Origin of the sequence: Pantoea sp. EEL5 (genome assembly GCF_049892805.1) — a bacterium.
In the GTDB taxonomy this organism is placed as follows: Bacteria; Pseudomonadota; Gammaproteobacteria; order Enterobacterales; family Enterobacteriaceae; genus Pantoea; species Pantoea ananatis.
The window spans coordinates 55207-71649 of record NZ_JBNDNJ010000003.1 but is presented as its reverse complement, the minus strand read 5'-3'; the positions used below and the strand labels follow the sequence as shown (position 1 = coordinate 71649).

Annotated in this window: 17 protein-coding genes; 5 read left to right on the top strand and 12 right to left on the bottom strand. The window is 56.0% G+C overall.

What is annotated here, in order from left to right:
• Window positions 1-23: 23 nt before the first annotated feature.
• Window positions 24-371: a YacC family pilotin-like protein gene (locus ACPXSQ_RS14650; RefSeq protein WP_014606565.1), complete on the bottom strand. Its 348-nt coding sequence runs from the start codon at window positions 369-371 to the stop codon at window positions 24-26.
• Window positions 372-529: 158 nt separating this feature from the next.
• Here ACPXSQ_RS14650 and cueO point away from each other — a divergent pair, with 158 nt between their 5' ends.
• Entirely contained in the window at window positions 530-2131 is a 1602-nt protein-coding gene (gene cueO, locus ACPXSQ_RS14645; protein ID WP_426144122.1) for a multicopper oxidase CueO, read from the top strand.
• On the opposite strand, the gene ACPXSQ_RS14640 is transcribed toward cueO, so the two are convergent.
• Complete coding sequence (locus ACPXSQ_RS14640) at window positions 2132-3415, bottom strand: cystathionine gamma-synthase family protein (protein ID WP_014592938.1); 1284 nt, start codon at window positions 3413-3415, stop codon at window positions 2132-2134. It abuts the gene before it with no gap.
• Window positions 3416-3649: 234 nt separating this feature from the next.
• On the opposite strand from ACPXSQ_RS14640, the gene hpt reads away from it, so the two are divergent.
• Window positions 3650-4186 (top strand): hypoxanthine phosphoribosyltransferase, encoded by a 537-nt coding sequence (gene hpt, locus ACPXSQ_RS14635; RefSeq protein ID WP_014592939.1) that lies wholly within the window; start codon window positions 3650-3652, stop codon window positions 4184-4186.
• Window positions 4187-4255: 69 nt separating this feature from the next.
• On the opposite strand, the gene can is transcribed toward hpt, so the two are convergent.
• On the bottom strand, window positions 4256-4921 hold the full coding sequence (gene can, locus ACPXSQ_RS14630) for a carbonate dehydratase (protein WP_014606563.1): 666 nt from the start codon (window positions 4919-4921) through the stop codon (window positions 4256-4258).
• Window positions 4922-5027: 106 nt separating this feature from the next.
• On the opposite strand from can, the gene ACPXSQ_RS14625 reads away from it, so the two are divergent.
• Window positions 5028-5954: an ABC transporter ATP-binding protein gene (locus ACPXSQ_RS14625; protein WP_013024656.1), complete on the top strand. Its 927-nt coding sequence runs from the start codon at window positions 5028-5030 to the stop codon at window positions 5952-5954.
• The gene (locus ACPXSQ_RS14620) at window positions 5951-6721 is read left to right on the top strand and encodes an ABC transporter permease (RefSeq protein ID WP_014592940.1); all 771 of its coding nucleotides are present in this window, start codon (window positions 5951-5953) and stop codon (window positions 6719-6721) included. Before ACPXSQ_RS14625 ends, ACPXSQ_RS14620 begins: the two co-directional genes overlap by 4 nt.
• 56 nt (window positions 6722-6777) lie before the next feature.
• Here the strand turns inward: ACPXSQ_RS14620 and panD are convergent, their stop codons facing one another.
• From panD to thpR, 9 genes are all read right to left on the bottom strand, one after another.
• Window positions 6778-7158 (bottom strand): aspartate 1-decarboxylase, encoded by a 381-nt coding sequence (gene panD / locus ACPXSQ_RS14615; protein WP_013024658.1) that lies wholly within the window; start codon window positions 7156-7158, stop codon window positions 6778-6780.
• Between the two features lie 44 nt (window positions 7159-7202).
• Window positions 7203-8057 carry a pantoate--beta-alanine ligase gene (gene panC / locus ACPXSQ_RS14610; RefSeq protein WP_013024659.1) on the bottom strand — a complete coding sequence of 285 codons (855 nt, stop codon included), beginning with the start codon at window positions 8055-8057 and terminating at the stop codon, window positions 7203-7205.
• 15 nt (window positions 8058-8072) lie between these two features.
• Entirely contained in the window at window positions 8073-8867 is a 795-nt protein-coding gene (gene panB, locus ACPXSQ_RS14605; protein WP_110015292.1) for a 3-methyl-2-oxobutanoate hydroxymethyltransferase, read from the bottom strand.
• Window positions 8868-8950: 83 nt separating this feature from the next.
• On the bottom strand, window positions 8951-9436 hold the full coding sequence (gene folK, locus ACPXSQ_RS14600; protein WP_013024661.1) for a 2-amino-4-hydroxy-6-hydroxymethyldihydropteridine diphosphokinase: 486 nt from the start codon (window positions 9434-9436) through the stop codon (window positions 8951-8953).
• Window positions 9433-10851, bottom strand: a complete 1419-nt coding sequence (pcnB, locus tag ACPXSQ_RS14595) for a polynucleotide adenylyltransferase PcnB (protein ID WP_206099803.1) — start codon at window positions 10849-10851, stop codon at window positions 9433-9435. The genes folK and pcnB overlap by 4 nt, the downstream gene beginning before the upstream one ends.
• Before the next feature lie 86 nt (window positions 10852-10937).
• The gene (gene gluQRS / locus ACPXSQ_RS14590; RefSeq protein WP_013024663.1) at window positions 10938-11819 is read right to left on the bottom strand and encodes a tRNA glutamyl-Q(34) synthetase GluQRS; all 882 of its coding nucleotides are present in this window, start codon (window positions 11817-11819) and stop codon (window positions 10938-10940) included.
• A gap of 70 nt (window positions 11820-11889) precedes the next feature.
• Complete coding sequence (gene dksA, locus ACPXSQ_RS14585) at window positions 11890-12345, bottom strand: RNA polymerase-binding protein DksA (RefSeq protein WP_006117731.1); 456 nt, start codon at window positions 12343-12345, stop codon at window positions 11890-11892.
• A gap of 249 nt (window positions 12346-12594) precedes the next feature.
• The gene (sfsA, locus tag ACPXSQ_RS14580) at window positions 12595-13299 is read right to left on the bottom strand and encodes a DNA/RNA nuclease SfsA (RefSeq protein ID WP_014592945.1); all 705 of its coding nucleotides are present in this window, start codon (window positions 13297-13299) and stop codon (window positions 12595-12597) included.
• An 11-nt stretch (window positions 13300-13310) separates the two neighbouring features.
• Window positions 13311-13838: an RNA 2',3'-cyclic phosphodiesterase gene (gene thpR / locus ACPXSQ_RS14575; RefSeq protein ID WP_015700935.1), complete on the bottom strand. Its 528-nt coding sequence runs from the start codon at window positions 13836-13838 to the stop codon at window positions 13311-13313.
• Window positions 13839-13874: 36 nt separating this feature from the next.
• Between thpR and hrpB the strand changes: the two genes are divergently transcribed.
• Window positions 13875-16370 (top strand): ATP-dependent helicase HrpB, encoded by a 2496-nt coding sequence (hrpB, locus tag ACPXSQ_RS14570; RefSeq protein WP_028714827.1) that lies wholly within the window; start codon window positions 13875-13877, stop codon window positions 16368-16370.
• The last annotated feature ends 73 nt before the right edge of the window (window positions 16371-16443 follow it).

Genomic DNA, 16443 nt, shown 5'->3' with positions numbered 1-16443 from the left:
TGGTGGGAGAGCGGGCTGGCGCGCTACTTTACATAAGCAAGCAGGCTGAGAGAATCCCGGGCCAACGACTTACATTTTTGGTCATTAGCAATGGCGATGCCGCTTAAATCACGATAGCTGGCTTCGCCGAGGGCTTTCATGTTGTAGTTGTTGTAATTGCTTAAGTCCCAGCGGTTCTGCTGAGCAAAAAACACCAACGCCTTACGAATCTGCGCATCGGGCAAATCCTGGTAGCCACAATCATTTTTTAAATAAACGAATACGGCAGTGAGATCGGCAAGATCTTCTGCTTCGGATTCGCTCAGGGCAAAGCTGGTGGAGGAGAAGCCGAAGAGTCCCGCCAGCAGCAGGATCTTGATGCTTTTCTTCATAGTTATTCTCATCAGATAATTGTCTTAAGACGTTAGCACAGTTATGTAAAGATTTTCGATCAATTTACGCTTTTCGGGGCATTCTGTCCGGCTATGCTTGACCTTGCCATAAGGGCAGGGTTTAGGCTTCAGGTAATTTCGTTACAAGGATGCTGATTATGCAACGTCGCCACTTTTTGAAACTCAGCGCGGCACTGGGCGCGGCGGGTGCGCTGCCGCTCTGGAGTCGCTCGCTCATGGCCGCTACCCGACCGCCGCTTCCTATCCCCGCGCTGCTGGAGGCGGATGCGAATGGACTGTACAGCCTGACGGCGATGGAGGGCACGACGCAGTGGCAGGGGAAAGCCGTACCCACCTGGGGCTACAATGGCAGCCTGCTGGGCCCGGCGATTCGCCTGAAGCGCGGTACGACAGCCACCATCAACATTCATAACCGGCTTAAAGAAGCGACGACGCTTCACTGGCACGGGCTGGACATTCCCGGTGAGGTAGACGGCGGCCCACAGGGCGTCATTGCGCCGGGGGCGATGCGTCAGGTGACCTTTACCCCGGATCAGCCTGCGGCAACCTGCTGGTACCATCCGCATCTACACGGCAAAACCGGCCATCAGGTCGCTCAGGGCCTGGCGGGGTTAATTTTGCTGGAGGATCAGCCGTCAGGTACGCTCCGGCTGCCCAGCCAGTGGGGCACCGACGATGTACCGCTTATCTTTCAGGATAAGCAGCTGAGTCAGTCTGGCGAGCATATCGATTATCAACTTGACGTGATGCGCGCGGCGGTGGGCTGGTTTGGCGACATGATGCTGACGAATGGCGTGCAGTATCCGCAGCACGCCGTGCCGCGTGGCTGGCTACGTCTGCGCCTGCTTAACGGCTGCAATGCCCGTTCGCTGCATATCGCGGCCAGCGACAAACGTCCCCTGTATGTTATCGCCAGCGACGGTGGGCTGCTGTCGGAGCCGGTGAAAGTGGATTCACTTCCGCTGCTCCCCGGTGAGCGTTTTGAGATCATGGTCGATACCTCTGACGGCAACGCCTTTGATATCGTTACGCTGCCGGTCACGCAAATGGGCATGACGCTGGCACCTTTCGATCGCCCCCTGCCGCTGGTGAATATCTTGCCGCTGCGGATCATGGCCAGTGCAACTTTACCCGACCAGCTCGCCACGCTGCCAGCTGTGCCAAAAACAGAAGGCCTGACAGCGCGCTGGCTGCAGCTCAGTATGGATCCCCAGTTGGATCAGCAAGGTATGCAGGCGTTAATGGCGCGTTACGGTGAGAAAGCCATGGGCAAAGGAGGGCAGCACGCTATGCCAATGGGCAACGACGCGAGCGAGATGAAACATGACAGCGGCGCAGAGACGATGGATCACCAAAATATGGACCATGGCGCAATGTCCACTGCCGCGTATGATTTCCATAACGGCAATAAAATTAACGGTCTGGCATTTGATATGACGCGTCCCGCCTTCAATGTGAAACAGGGCGCCGTGGAAAAATGGACCATTTCCGGCGAAGGCGACAGCATGCTGCATCCTTTTCATATTCACGGTACGCAGTTCCGTATTCTTTCAGAAAACGGCAAACCGCCCGCCGCCCATCGTCAGGGATGGAAAGACATGGTGAATGTCGACGGCTGGCGCAGTGAAGTACTGGTGCGTTTCAATCACGCCGCCGCCGCCGATCATGCTTATATGGCCCACTGCCATTTGCTGGAGCATGAAGATACCGGGATGATGCTGGGCTTCACCGTGACCTGATCAGGCTTGTTCAAGGGCCAGTCGGATGTCTTCTACCAGATCTCCGGCATGTTCGATGCCGATCGATAAGCGTATCGTCGCGTCGGTAATACCGATGCGCTCACGGACTGCATCCGGCACGCCAGAATGCGTGGTTGTGCCGGGATGGCTGGCAAGTGACTCGGTGCCGCCCAGGCTAACGGCCTGCTTAAACAACGCAAGCGCATTGAGAAAGCGAAACGCAGCAGGTTGTCCGCCCACGATATCAAAAGAGAAGGTCGAGCCGGCGCCGCTGCACTGCTCGCGATACGTTTTGCCTGCGGGGCTTTCTGCATCCAGATAGGGCAACCAGTGCAACGCTGCTACCTTAGGATGCGGCTGCAGAAAGGCGGCAACGGCTTCGGCATTGCGAAAGGCTTTTTCCATGCGCAGCGACAGCGTTTCCAGCGAACGGCTAATCATCCAGCTTGAGTGCGGATCCAGTTGCGTACCGATAGCGCTTCGCAGGGCGCGAATTTGCGTCATCAGCGTTTTCTTACCCATCACCGCGCCAGCGATCAGGTCAGAGTGCCCGCCGACATATTTCGTCAGAGAATACAGCGATAAGTCCGCCCCCAGCGTCAGCGGCTGTTGAAAAATCGGGCCCAGCAAGGTGTTATCACAGGCGATGACCGGACGCGAACCCTGATGCCGATCGATCTCGTCGGCGATGCGCCCCATCAGCGCAATATTCACCAGGCTGTTGGTGGGATTCGCCGGGGTTTCCACCAGAATCATCGCGACGCGCCCCTGCGCCATCGCACGATGAGCCGCATCACGCACTTTTGCTTCATCGTGTCCGTCGCTGAAGCCGACCGCCTGAATGTCCAGATTGTGCAGTGTCTTACTCAGCAACGTTTCCGTGCCGCCATACAGCGGCTGCGAATGCAGAATGACTTCTCCCGGTCGTGCAAAGGTTAACAGCGTTGTCGAGATAGCCGCCATACCGGAAGCAAACAGGGCACAGCTTTCCGCCTGTTCGTAAATGGCCAGGCGATCTTCTACGATCTCGCTGTTGGGATGATTAAAGCGGGAATAAACCAGTCCGCCGCTTTTGCCTTCCGGAGGCTGACGACGTCCTGAAACATAGTCGAAAAAATCGCGGCCTTCTTCTGCGCTGTCAAAAACAAAGGTAGAGGTAAGAAACACGGGCGGCTTCACGGCACCTTCCGACAGGCGAGGATCGTAGCCATAATTCAGCATCTGAGTTTCAGGATGCAGTTGACGATCGCCAACGTGCGTTTTCTTACTTGAGGGTGAAGTCATTGAGATCTCCCAATAAGGTCGTTAACTGCATAACGATATGTTGATAAAATCCTATCATGCAGCAATTAATGCTGTTAAATGCTGTGTTGTTCTAAGGTAATGCTGAGTGTGCAACTGCCAGACGACAGGTGAAGATTTTTACTACACGTAAACGTTTGCTTTTTCCGCGCGGCATCAGTACGCCTTTCTACTATGATAGACTGCGTGGCTTTGTGAGCTACCGGGCAAAAGGCAATGAAACATACTGTTGACGTAATGATCCCTGAACAGGCAATCGCCGCGCGCATCGCTGAACTGGGCAAAGAAATCACCGACCATTACCGCGACAGCGGCAGTGATATGGTGCTGGTGGGGCTACTTCGTGGCTCATTTATGTTTATGGCTGATTTATGCCGCGCCATTGACGTTCCGCACGAAGTGGATTTTATGACCGCATCCAGTTACGGCAGCGGTATGTCCACGACCCGGGATGTGAAAATCCTGAAAGACCTGGATGAAGATATTCGCGGCAAAGATGTTTTAATTGTCGAAGACATTATCGACTCCGGTAACACGCTTTCGAAAGTGCGTGAAATCCTGCGCTTGCGTGAGCCAAAATCCCTGGCGATTTGTACGTTGCTGGATAAGCCTGAACGTCGGGAAGTCAACGTCAACGTTGAATACGTCGGCTTTTCTATTCCCGATGAGTTTGTGGTGGGCTTTGGTATTGATTATGCACAACATTATCGCCACCTGCCTTACATCGGCAAAGTGGTGCCGCTCGAAGACTGAATGCCGTTGACCGCACATTCTTCCAAGGCCTGAGCCCGTCGTTTCGTGTAGGCTTGTCGCGCAACAGCGTTACTGGCGCTGAAAATCGCCCTTAACTAACAGATTAGCCATGCCGTGACGATAGCGTTGTTCAAGATTCTCCCGGCTGCTTGCCGTCACATCAAGATTGCGCAGGCAGCCATCCTGGATACCGTAAACCCAGCCATGGAGCGACACTTTGCGTCCACGTTTCCAGGCGGATTGCAGAATCGTGGAATGCCCAAGATTATAAACCTGCTCAACAACGTTGATTTCGCAAAGTTTATCCAGGCGTTTATCCGGCGGGAGTTCCCCCAGTAACACGCTATGCTTGTACCAGAGATCGCGAATGTGCAGCAGCCAGTTATCTATGAGACCCAGCTCCGGGTTATCCATAGCGGCCTGAACACCACCGCAGCCATAGTGGCCGCACACGATGATATGTTCAACTTCTAACACCTCTACCGCGTACTGCACCACAGAAAGGCAGTTGAGGTCGGTATGAATGACCAGGTTGGCGACGTTGCGATGAACAAACAGTTCGCCGGGCTCAAGGCCGGTAAGGCGTTCGGCGGGCACGCGGCTGTCTGAACAGCCAATCCAGAGGAAACGCGGTTTTTGCGCCTGAGCCAGTCGCTCAAAAAAGCCGGGATCTTCTTTGACCAGTAATGTGGACCATTCGCGGTTATTACTGATCAGGGTATCAATATCTGTCATGGCGTTAAGCAACCTGTTACTGCGCATTTGCGTGCGCGTACTATAGGCGAAGGCTTCCTAAATTCAAACGGCATTACAATGCCATACAACAGGGTATGTATTCAGAATGACCTATGCACTGGAACTTTCCCGGCTGACCAAGACCTATCCCGGCGGCGTACAGGCGCTCAAGGGCATCGATCTGAACGTCGAAGCCGGTGATTTTTATGCGCTTTTAGGGCCTAACGGCGCGGGTAAATCGACCACTATCGGCATTATCAGTTCGCTGGTGAATAAGTCTGAGGGCAGCGTCAGGGTTTTTGGCTACGATCTGGAAAAAGACGTAGTGAACGCCAAACGCCAGTTGGGCCTTGTCCCACAGGAGTTTAACTTTAACCCGTTTGAAACGGTCATGCAGATCGTAGTGAATCAGGCCGGTTACTATGGCGTTGAGCGTCGTGAAGCCCTGCAACGTGCGGAAAAGCACCTGAAGCAACTCGACCTGTGGGAAAAACGCAACGAGCGTGCGCGGATGTTGTCCGGTGGCATGAAGCGTCGTTTGATGATCGCCCGCGCCCTGATGCATGCGCCCAAGCTGCTGATTCTGGATGAACCTACCGCCGGGGTCGATATTGAACTGCGCCGCTCGATGTGGGTGTTTTTGAAAGATCTGAACGCGCAGGGCACCACTATCATTCTGACCACTCACTATCTTGAAGAGGCAGAAATGCTGTGCCGCAACATCGGCATTATTCAAAATGGCGAGCTGGTGGAAAACACCTCAATGAAATCTCTGCTGTCAAAGCTGAAATCGGAAACCTTTATCCTGGATCTGGCCCCGCGCAGTCCGCTGCCGTCGCTGGAAGGTTTCCAGTATCGCCTGGTCGATACATCGACGCTGGAGGTCGAAGTCCTACGTGAGCAGGGGCTGAACAGTGTATTTAGCCAGCTCAGCGCTCAGGGCGTGCAGGTACTGAGTATGCGCAACAAAGCGAATCGTCTGGAAGAGCTGTTCGTCGGCCTGACGCAAGGAAAAACAGGAGCTAAAGCATGACACATTTGTACTGGGTGGCGTTAAAGAGCATCTGGGCCAGGGAGGTGAACCGCTTCGCCCGTATCTGGATTCAGACGCTGGTGCCACCCGTTATCACCATGACGCTGTATTTTATTATCTTCGGCAACCTTATTGGTGCGCGTATCGGCGATATGAATGGGTTCAGCTACATGCAGTTTATTGTGCCTGGCCTGATTATGATGTCGGTGATCACCAACGCCTATGCCAACGTGGCTTCCTCGTTTTTTAGCGCCAAGTTTCAGCGCAATATCGAAGAGCTGCTGGTGGCACCGGTGCCGACGCACATCATCATTGCGGGCTATGTCGGTGGCGGTGTGGCACGCGGCGTTTGTGTCGGTGTGCTGGTTACGGCGGTGTCGCTGTTTTTTGTCCCTTTCCATGTTCATTCATGGATGATGGTTGCCGTCACGCTGCTGCTCACTGCCGTGCTGTTTTCGCTGGCCGGCCTGATTAACGCGGTGTTTGCCCGTACCTTTGACGATATCAGCCTGATACCGACCTTTGTACTGACGCCATTAACTTACCTGGGCGGCGTGTTTTATTCGCTGGCGCTGTTACCGCCCGTGTGGCAAGCCATTTCAAAGCTGAACCCGGTGGTGTACATGATAAGCGGCTTCCGCTTTGGTTTCCTCGGCATCCACGATGTTCCGCTGGCGCTGACCTTATCGGTACTGATTGCCTTTATCGTGGTGTTCTATATCGCGGTCTACTTCCTGATTCAGCGCGGGCGCGGATTGCGTACCTGATGCCATGACGGACAAAAAAAGCAGCGATATCGCTGCTTTTTTTATGTGGGCCGGGCTTACGCCAACTGTACCGGCAAGGCTTTCGCCAGGCGCTTCATCTGATTATCCCCTTCAAAGTAGGCCACGTTGGGCTTCCACTGACGGGCTTCTGCATCTTCAACCTGCACATAGGAGCAGATAATCAGGATATCGCCTTCACAGGCACAGCGCGCCGCTGCGCCGTTGACCGAAATGATTTTTGAACCTCGTTCGGCGGCGATAGCATAGGTAGAGAAACGCTGACCGTTGGTCACGTTGTAAATATCGATGGCTTCGTATTGCAGGATGCCAGAAGCATCAAGGAAATCCTGATCGATGGCGCAGGAGCCTTCATAGTTGAGGTCTGCCTGCGTCACCTTCACGCGATGCAATTTGCCTTGTAAAACCGTGCGAATCATAGTCAGAAACCTTGTTATACAGCCAAAAATACGACCTGCAGCCTTTACTGCGTGAGGTCGACCTGTTGATTATCGATCAGCCGTGCGTTCCCCAGCCAGGCCGCCATTAAAACCACGGCACGCTGACTGTCCACCGTCAGAGGGGCTAGCGTTTCTGCATCGCAGATTGCCAGGCCATCCGGCCGCAATCCTTTTTCCTGCAGCGACAGATTCGCGGCATCAATAATATCGTCAATCTGCCGCTCGCCATTAGCCAGTCGGGCGGCCATTTCATTCATTACCTGACTCAAACCGGGGGCCAGCTTGCGTTCATCGTCAGTGAGATAGCCGTTGCGTGAGCTGAGCGCCAGGCCATCTTTGGCACGGACGGTGGGCACACCGACAATCTCAATGTCGAACCCCATATCCGCCACCATTTTACGAATGATGGCTAACTGCTGAAAATCTTTCTCGCCGAAGCAGGCTATATCGGGCTGAACCAGATTAAACAACTTGCTGACGATGGTCGCGACGCCGCGAAAATGGCCGGGACGGCTCGCGCCTTCCAGCAGCGATGACAACACCGGGACCTCTACGAACGTCTGATTGGCCAGCCCCTGGGGATAAACCTCGGCAGGTGAGGGCGCAAACACGACATCGACGCCGTGACGGTTGAGCTTCTCGCAATCCTCCTGGAGCGTACGCGGATAGCGAGCCAAATCGTCAGGACGATCAAACTGCATGGGGTTGACGAAAATGGACACGATAACGATATCACCCCGTTCACGCGCCTCGTCGACCAGCGTTAAATGCCCTTCGTGCAGGTTGCCCATTGTCGGCACCAGCGCGATACGTTTACCTTGCTCGCGCCAGCGACGAACGTCACGTCGCAACATAGGCAGAGTGTCGATGATCAGCACGGCAATTCTCCTGAATTACTGGAAACTGTGTTCAACAGCGGGATAGCTTCCTGCTTCAACTTCAGCAATATAGCGGCGGATGGCCGCCCGGATGTCGCCGGTCTCAGCCAGAAAGTTTTTCGCAAATTTGGGCACGTGCCCGCCGGTGATCCCCAGGGCGTCGTGCATGACCAGTATCTGACCGTCGGTAACGTTACCTGCGCCGATACCAATCACCGGAATCGCCAGCGCCTGGGTCACGCGCTGCGCCAGCGCAACAGGGACACATTCCAGCACCAGCAGCTGAGCCCCCGCCGCTTCGATAGCCAGCGCATCAGCCAGAAGCTGCTCCGCGCCTGCTTCATCGCGCCCCTGTACTTTATAACCGCCAAAAATATTCACAGACTGCGGCGTTAATCCCAGATGGCCACATACCGGCACGGCGCGCTCCGTCAGCATGCGTACGCTGTCTGCCAGCCATGCGCCGCCTTCCAGCTTCACCATATTGGCTCCGTCTCGCATGAGCTGCGCTGCGTTATTAAAGGTTTGCTCTGGCGTGGCATAACTCATGAAGGGCAGGTCAGCCAGTAAGAGCGACTGAGGCGCACCCCGACGCACCGCTGCAGTATGGTAGGCGATATCGCTTACCGTTACAGGCAACGTCGAATCATGGCCCTGTACGGTCATTCCCAGCGAGTCGCCTACCAGTAGCACCTGAATGCCCTCATCGGCAAACAGCCGGGCGAAACTAAACTCGTAGGCGGTCAGGGTCGCGAATTTTTTGCCGCTTTCTTTCCACTGACGCAAATGAGAAATGGTGGTGGGTTTCATGGCGCTCTCAACTCAGAAATTCAGATGGACGCATTTTACTGTATCGCGTTGCTGAGCGGAATCTGTGACGTGTGAATAGATGATCAACTGTGCCAGGGACGGATGCTGGAGCAGTCAAGTCTGGCCAGAAGCGGCTGAAGCGGGCGGCCATCAGGCAGGTGCAGATTGGGCGCAATCGCCAGCAGCGGTACCAGCATAAATGCGCGATTAAGCAGGTCGTAATGCGGCACGATCAGCCGATCGCTGTTGAGGCTGGCTGTACCAAACAGCATGATATCAATATCCAGTGTGCGCGGGCCCCAGCGCTCGGCTTTGCGAACGCGACCATGTTCCCGTTCAATTCGCTGGGTTTGATCCAGGAGCGCCTCGGCAGTGAGCGTGGTTTCAAGCGCTACCGCTGCATTAAGGTAGTCCGGCTGGTCGGGTGGGCCATAGGGCGGCGTGCGGTAAAAGGGGGAGGTAGCTACGCGTTGAGTCTCAGGGAGAGCGTCCAGGGCTGAGAGCGCTGCATCAATCTGATGCAGCGGATCGGCAAGGTTACTGCCTAATGCCAGATAAACCCGGGTCATGAGGCGTTGTTGTTATCACGACGCGGAGCCGTTGAACGGCGACGAGGGCGGCGCGTACGGCTGCGCGGGGCCGGATCGTCTCCCAGGGTATTCAGCATCGTTTTCTGCTGTGGCGGCGCGGCAACCTGGAACTCTCCCCACCACTTACTCAGGCGCAGCAGTTCCGGATTGTTTTCTACCTCCGCTCGCAGCGAGAGCAGGTCGTAAGCAGCACGGAACTTAGGATGCTCCATCAGCTTCCAGGCCCGCTTACCGTGGCGACGAGACATGCGTAGCTGCAACTGCCAGATGTCGCGAATCAACGATGTGATGCGCTTAGGAATGGCTAACGCACGGCAGGCTTCGTCCAGCGTATCGTTCATGGCCAGGGCAAAGGCATCGTAATAGGTCAGGCCACTTTCCTGCGCAATGCGTTCAGCCGCTTCGAGCTGTGGATACCAGAACATCGCGGCGAACAGGAAGGCCGGATTAACCCGCATATCATTTTGAATACGGTTATCCGTGTTCTTCAGCACCTGGGCCAGCATGCGCTCCATGTGGCTGTCGCCGTTCTCGGTAAAGTTACGGGCCAGCGTGGGGAACAGCGGCTGAAATAACTGGTATTCACACAGCTTAAGCCAGGTACTGTAACCATAGCCGGCCTGCAGCAGTTTTAGCGACTCTTCAAACAGACGCGCGGCGGGCACGTCACGAAGTAACGATGCCAGACGGGGAATCGGCTCAGCCGTTTCAGGCGCAATACGCATATTTAATTTGGCAGCGAAACGCGCAACGCGCAGCATGCGCACAGGATCTTCGCGATAACGGGTTTCCGGATCGCCAATCAAGCGAATAATCCCTTGCTGCAGATCGTTCAGACCACCAACATAATCCCGCACCGAAAAATCGGCCACGCTGTAATAGAGGCTGTTGATCGTCAGATCGCGACGCTGAGCATCATCTTCGATGCTGCCGAAAATATTGTCGCGCAGCAGCATACCGCTCTGGGCACGCTGAGAATTGTTATGATCGTCGCTGGTCTCTTCAATCTGATGATGACCGCGGAATGTCGCCACTTCGATCACTTCCGGCCCAAACATCACGTGCGCCAGACGGAAGCGGCGGCCAACCAGACGGCAGTTGCGGAACAGTTTACGCATCTGCTCCGGCGTGGCGTTTGTGGTCACGTCGAAGTCTTTAGGCTTCTGTCCCAGCAGCAAATCGCGCACGCCGCCGCCAACAAGATAGGCTTCATAACCGGCTTTATTCAGACGATACAGCACCTTGAGGGCATTTTCGCTGATGTCTTTACGTGAGATGGTGTGGCTTTCACGAGGAATGATGGTCATATGACTCTCAGGTTCAACCTCTGCTGGTGCTTCCTCGTCATCACGCTTCAGGACTTTCCGGCAAAAATTAGCGACTCGGGTAAAAATGGGACACCTCGACAGTGACAATTAGGGTGTAGGTAAAATCAGCGGCTAATCATAGCCTGTTGTGAATCATTTGAGAATGCTGTTGTCTATGCATCCGTTATCAGGGCGTTATCGTGAGGTATCAAAGCGATATTCCACTGCTTCACGGCGTCAGACAGCAGTTTCTCCTGCGTTTTGTCCATCCAGCCTTCGGCGACAGGCTGCCCCAGAAAACGTAAAGCCTGCACCAGGCTCGGCCGCGTATCCCCTTCCGGTAACGCGGGCGCATGATTTTGCTTAGAAAGTTTGTGACCATCGGCCGTCGTTGCCAGCGGCAAATGCAAATAGTCCGGCAGCGTCCAGCCAAATTGCTGGTAAAGGGCAATCTGCCGTACCGTAGGCTCAATTAAGTCTGCACCGCGCACAATTTCCGTGATGCCCTGATGATGATCGTCCACGACGACAGCCAGATTGTAAGCAAACAGCCCATCACGACGATGAATGATAAAATCTTCCTCAGCCAGCCGCCGATCGGCAATGATCTCGCCTCTGAGCCGATCCTGAAAACCATAAACAGGCGCATGCTGGCGCAGGCGCAGGGCCGCACCTTCGGGGCCGCGTTGACGATCCCGACAGTGACCATCATAAAAGCCACCGGCTTGCTGAATGCGGCTTCGGGTACAGGTGCAGAAATAACTTTGACGGTGCGCTCTTAACCAGTGCAGTGCATCGCGATAAGCGTTGTGTCTCTGGGATTGCCACATCACCTCGCCATCCCAGTACAGGCCGTAATGCTCCAGCTGTTGCAGAATACGCGTTGCGGCACCGGCGACTTCGCGCGGCGGATCGATATCTTCAATACGAACCAGCCAGCGGCCGTGCTGTGAACGTGCGCTCAGGTAACTGCCTAACGCAGCAATCAGGGAGCCGAAATGGAGTTCGCCAGAGGGAGATGGCGCGAAGCGCCCAACGCAGGATGAGTATGACATAGGCGTTATGAATCACACGGCGGAAAAAGTGGGACTTCTTCCGCCGTGTGGCTGCAGTCAGACGGCAACATTAACCCGCCATTTGCTTCTCACGAATTTCTGCCAGTGTCTTACAGTCGATACACAGATCGGCAGTAGGACGCGCTTCAAGACGGCGGATACCGATCTCTACGCCACAGGAATCGCAATAGCCAAAGTCATCATCTTCGACTTTCTTCAGCGTTTTCTCGATCTTTTTAATTAACTTACGCTCGCGGTCGCGGTTACGCAGTTCCAGGCTGAACTCTTCTTCCTGAGCGGCACGGTCAACCGGGTCAGGGAAGTTAGCAGCTTCATCCTGCATATGTGTAACGGTGCGATCGACTTCGTCCCGCAATTGATTGCGCCAGGCTTCCAGAATCTTGCGAAAATGGTCCAGTTGCGCGTCATTCATATACTCTTCGCCCGGCTTCTCCTGATAAGGCTCCACCCCAGCGATGGCGAGAATACTCAGGGACGATGTTTTACGGTTTTGCCCTTCTTGCATGTTGTTTCTCTCCTGGATAACACGCACTATACCCTTCGATAGCCATCGGTAAGCGCATTCACGCTGACCGTGTTTATGGCCCTCTCCTGGGTACATCGATCCCCCAACGGGGAAAAAACAGGCCGCTATAAATAACAGAAGCAGTCAAGGTTGGCAATTATTCCTGATCGCATCTTGACAAGCCTGTGAGGAACAGCGTAGTTGACCCCTGACAGAAGGTAGTCATATCACAGAAGGATGCCAGTGATATTACAATGTTACGTCAACCGGCGTCGTTAATAACATCCCGGCGGATGACAGTTCTGCCCGATAAGCCAAAATCTCCACGCCACTCAGCTGCGCCTGTACCAGTTGCTCTGCGTAAGCGGCATCAATGTGACGCGCCGGGGAAACGTCCTCAATCCCCGAGTGCAGAACGGCAAACAACAAAACGGCCCGATGACCCTCTGCCACAGCCTGACTCAGCTCGCGCAGGTGTTTCTGTCCTCGAATCGTCACCGCATCCGGAAAATAGCCTTTACCTTCCTGTAAAAGCGTCACGGATTTCACCTCAATATAGCACTCAGGTCGATCCTGTGCCTTGAGCAGGAAATCAATTCGGCTTTTTTCAGTGCCATATTTGACTTCGGCCTGACATTCCTCGTAGCCCGCCAGTGGTAAAATCTGGTTTTTGCTTAGCGCCTCACGTACCAGTTGGTTAGCGCGCAGGGTATTCACGCAGATCCAGTGGCCCTGCTGCGTCTCGGTCATCTCCCAGCTATGCGGATATTTGCGCGTCAGGCTGTCAGAGGTTGAATACCAAACGGTGTCGCCCGGGGTTGCACAGCCGGTCATTGCGCCGGTATTGGCGCAATGTATTGTCAGCGTCTCGCCTTCAGGCGTCACGACATCGGCCAGAAAACGTTTATAGCGGGTAACCAGTCGCGCAGATTTGAGAACGGGGGAAAAAAGCATAAGGCTCCTGATTAAGGCAGTAAGGGCCAACTGGCCAGCGTGCGGTAGCGGGTCCGGCCTTGCACGTACTCGGAGGCGAAAAGGGAAAATTCGCTGGCTGAAAATTGCCAGTGAAAGCCGCGAGGGGGCAGGGCGACGGGCTGCGTCGCCGCACGCAGCAGCGTCACGTGGGGATGAAAGGGCTGGGCCGGTTGCCCGCAGCCGTGTCGCGCGGCCTGGGCGCGCAGCAGGCTTGCTAACTGTAACAAGCCGCGCGGCGGACGCTGGCAACCCAGCCACACCACGCCGGGACGAGGCCAGTGGCCCGCATCGTCTAATGCGACGTCAAACGCGGGCTGGCGGATACGCGACGCCAGCGTCTGCAACTGGGTTGAGGTTTCAGGGGAGACATCCCCCAGAAAAGCCAGCGTCAGGTGGAGGTTGGCGGCTGCAATCGGGCGGCCAGCATCCTCACTAAACGTGTGTGCCCGCCAGTGCACCAGTTGCTGTTGCAGCGCCTCTGGCGGGGTAATAGCAAAAAATAAGCGTTGTGACGCCATGGCGGTCTCCGGCAATCCTCACGGATGAGTGCTACAATGCGCGCCATCTTAACACAGCCATTCGTGGAGTTTGCGGTGAGTGATCTACCCGTCAGCGCGGTGTTGCCTGACCTTCTGAGCGCGCTTAACGACGCCTCAAACATCCTGCTGGCCGCGCCCACTGGCGCAGGTAAATCCACCTGGTTGCCGCTTCAGCTTTTACAGCATCAGGCGATAGCGGGACGCATCATTATGCTGGAGCCGCGTCGGCTTGCCGCACGTAATGTGGCGCAACGGCTGGCAGAACAGTTGGGTGAACAACCCGGCGCGACCGTAGGCTACCGTATGCGTGGCGAAAGCTGCGCAGGGCCGATGACCCGGCTTGAAGTGGTGACCGAAGGCATTCTGACCCGAATGCTGCAGCAGGATCCCATGCTGGACGGCGTATCATTGGTTATCCTGGATGAGTTTCATGAGCGCAGCCTCCAGGCCGATCTGGCGCTGGCGCTGCTGCTGGACGTGCAGCAGGGGTTGCGTGAAGATTTGAAAATCCTGCTGATGTCGGCGACGCTCGATAACGCCAGGCTGGCAGCCTTGCTACCGAATGCCCCTCTCATTACCTCGGAAGGGCGGAGCTACCCGGTTGAGCGACGCTACACGGCGCTGAGCCAGACTCTGCGGTTTGAAGAGGCGGTCGCGCGCGAAGTCGCGCAGTTGCTGCGAGAGGAAACGGGCTCACTGCTGTTGTTTCTGCCTGGCGTTGCGGAAATCGAGCGGGTAAAGCGAGAGCTGGAAGCGCGCGTTGACGCTGATGTGGATCTGACCCCGCTGTATGGCGCACTTCCCCTTGCGGCCCAGCAACGGGCCATCCTGCCTGCCGCCAGCGGACGCCGCAAAGTGGTGCTGGCGACCAACATCGCCGAAACCAGCCTGACAATTGAAGGCATTCGCCTGGTGGTGGACAGCGCGCAGGAACGAAGCGCGCTGTTTGATGCCCGCAGCGGTGTGACGCGGCTGCAGACCCAGCGCGTCAGTCAGGCCTCCATGACGCAGCGCGCCGGACGAGCCGGACGTGTCATGCCCGGTATTTGCCTGCATCTGGTAGCGCAGGAACAGGCCTCACGCGCGCCTGCGCAGAGCGAAGCGGAAATTTTGCACAGCGATCTCACCTCGCTGTGGCTGGAGCTGCTGCAGTGGGGATGTACCCGTATCGATCAGCTACAGTGGATCGATCTGCCGCCGGAAAAGCATTTGCGCGCGGCCCGGCAGCAGCTGTTGCGGCTGGGGGCGCTGGACGATCAGGGCCATCTTAATGCCCAGGGACGACGAATGGCGCAGTTGGGCAGCGACGCCCGTCTTAGCGCGATGTTATGTGCGGCAGGCGGCGACGCTGATGCCGTTGCCAGCGCGGCCTTGCTGGTGGCCATTCTGGAAGATCCTCCTCGCAGCGCCAGCGTCGATTTACGTGACGCGCTTTATCGTCCATCGCCTCAGTGGCAACGCCGCGCACAGCACTGGCAAAAACGCATCGGCGTCCTGGGTGGCCGGGTGGACGAAGACCGGTTTGCCGCGCTGCTGACTGCTGGATTCAGCGACCGCCTGGCACGACGTCGTGATAACAGCGGCCGGTATCAGCTCGCTAACGGACTGGGCGCGATGCTGGACGAACAACAGGCACTGACGCGTTACGAATGGTTAATCGCGCCCACATTGTTACAAGGCAGCAGCGCGCCGGACGCGCGCATCCTGCTGGCCATGCCCGTCGATATTGATACCTTGACGCAACAGTGTCCGCTGCTCGTTGAACAGCGTACCGAGGTGGAATGGGATGAGGAGAAAGGCACACTGCGCACGTTGCGGCGTGAGCAGATTGGCGAACTGGTCCTGAAAACCCAACCGCTTGCCCGGCCCGATGCAGAAGTACTGCAGGCGGCCATGCTACGGTGGATCAGTAAAAAAGGACTCTCGGTGTTGGGCTGGACGCCGGCGTCCGGGCAGTTGCGCCTGCGCATTCAGTGTGCGGCCCAATGGTTACCCGAGGAGCCATGGCCTCAGGTTGATGACGCCAGCCTGCTTGAGTCGCTCGAACACTGGCTTCTGCCTGAGATGAGCGGAGTGCGCGACCTGAAGAGTTTACAGTCCGTGAACCTTGTCAGCGCGCTCTTACATTTGCTCACATGGTCACAACGTCAGCGGCTGGATACTGTGCTGCCAACTCATTACACTGTGCCCACCGGAAGTCGGCTGCCCATCCGCTATGATGCGGATAAACCGCCTGCACTGGCGGTACGCATCCAGGAAATGTTTGGCGAAGCCAGCAATCCGACCGTGGCAGAAGGGCGGGTTCCACTGGTACTGGAGCTGTTATCGCCCGCCCAGCGCCCTTTACAGATCACCCGCGATCTTGCGGCCTTCTGGCGGGGTGCCTATGCGGACGTGCAAAAAGAGATGAAAGGGCGTTATCCCAAACATCCCTGGCCTGACGATCCTGCCTCTGCCTTGCCGACAAGGCGGACAAAAAAGAATACGTCACAGGGCGGAACCTCAGGTTAATTCAGAGGGTTCTGCCATGCGACAGTGAAGAAAGCAGTTAGAGTAGCGGCGCAGCCGTAAGCTATGCCTGGAG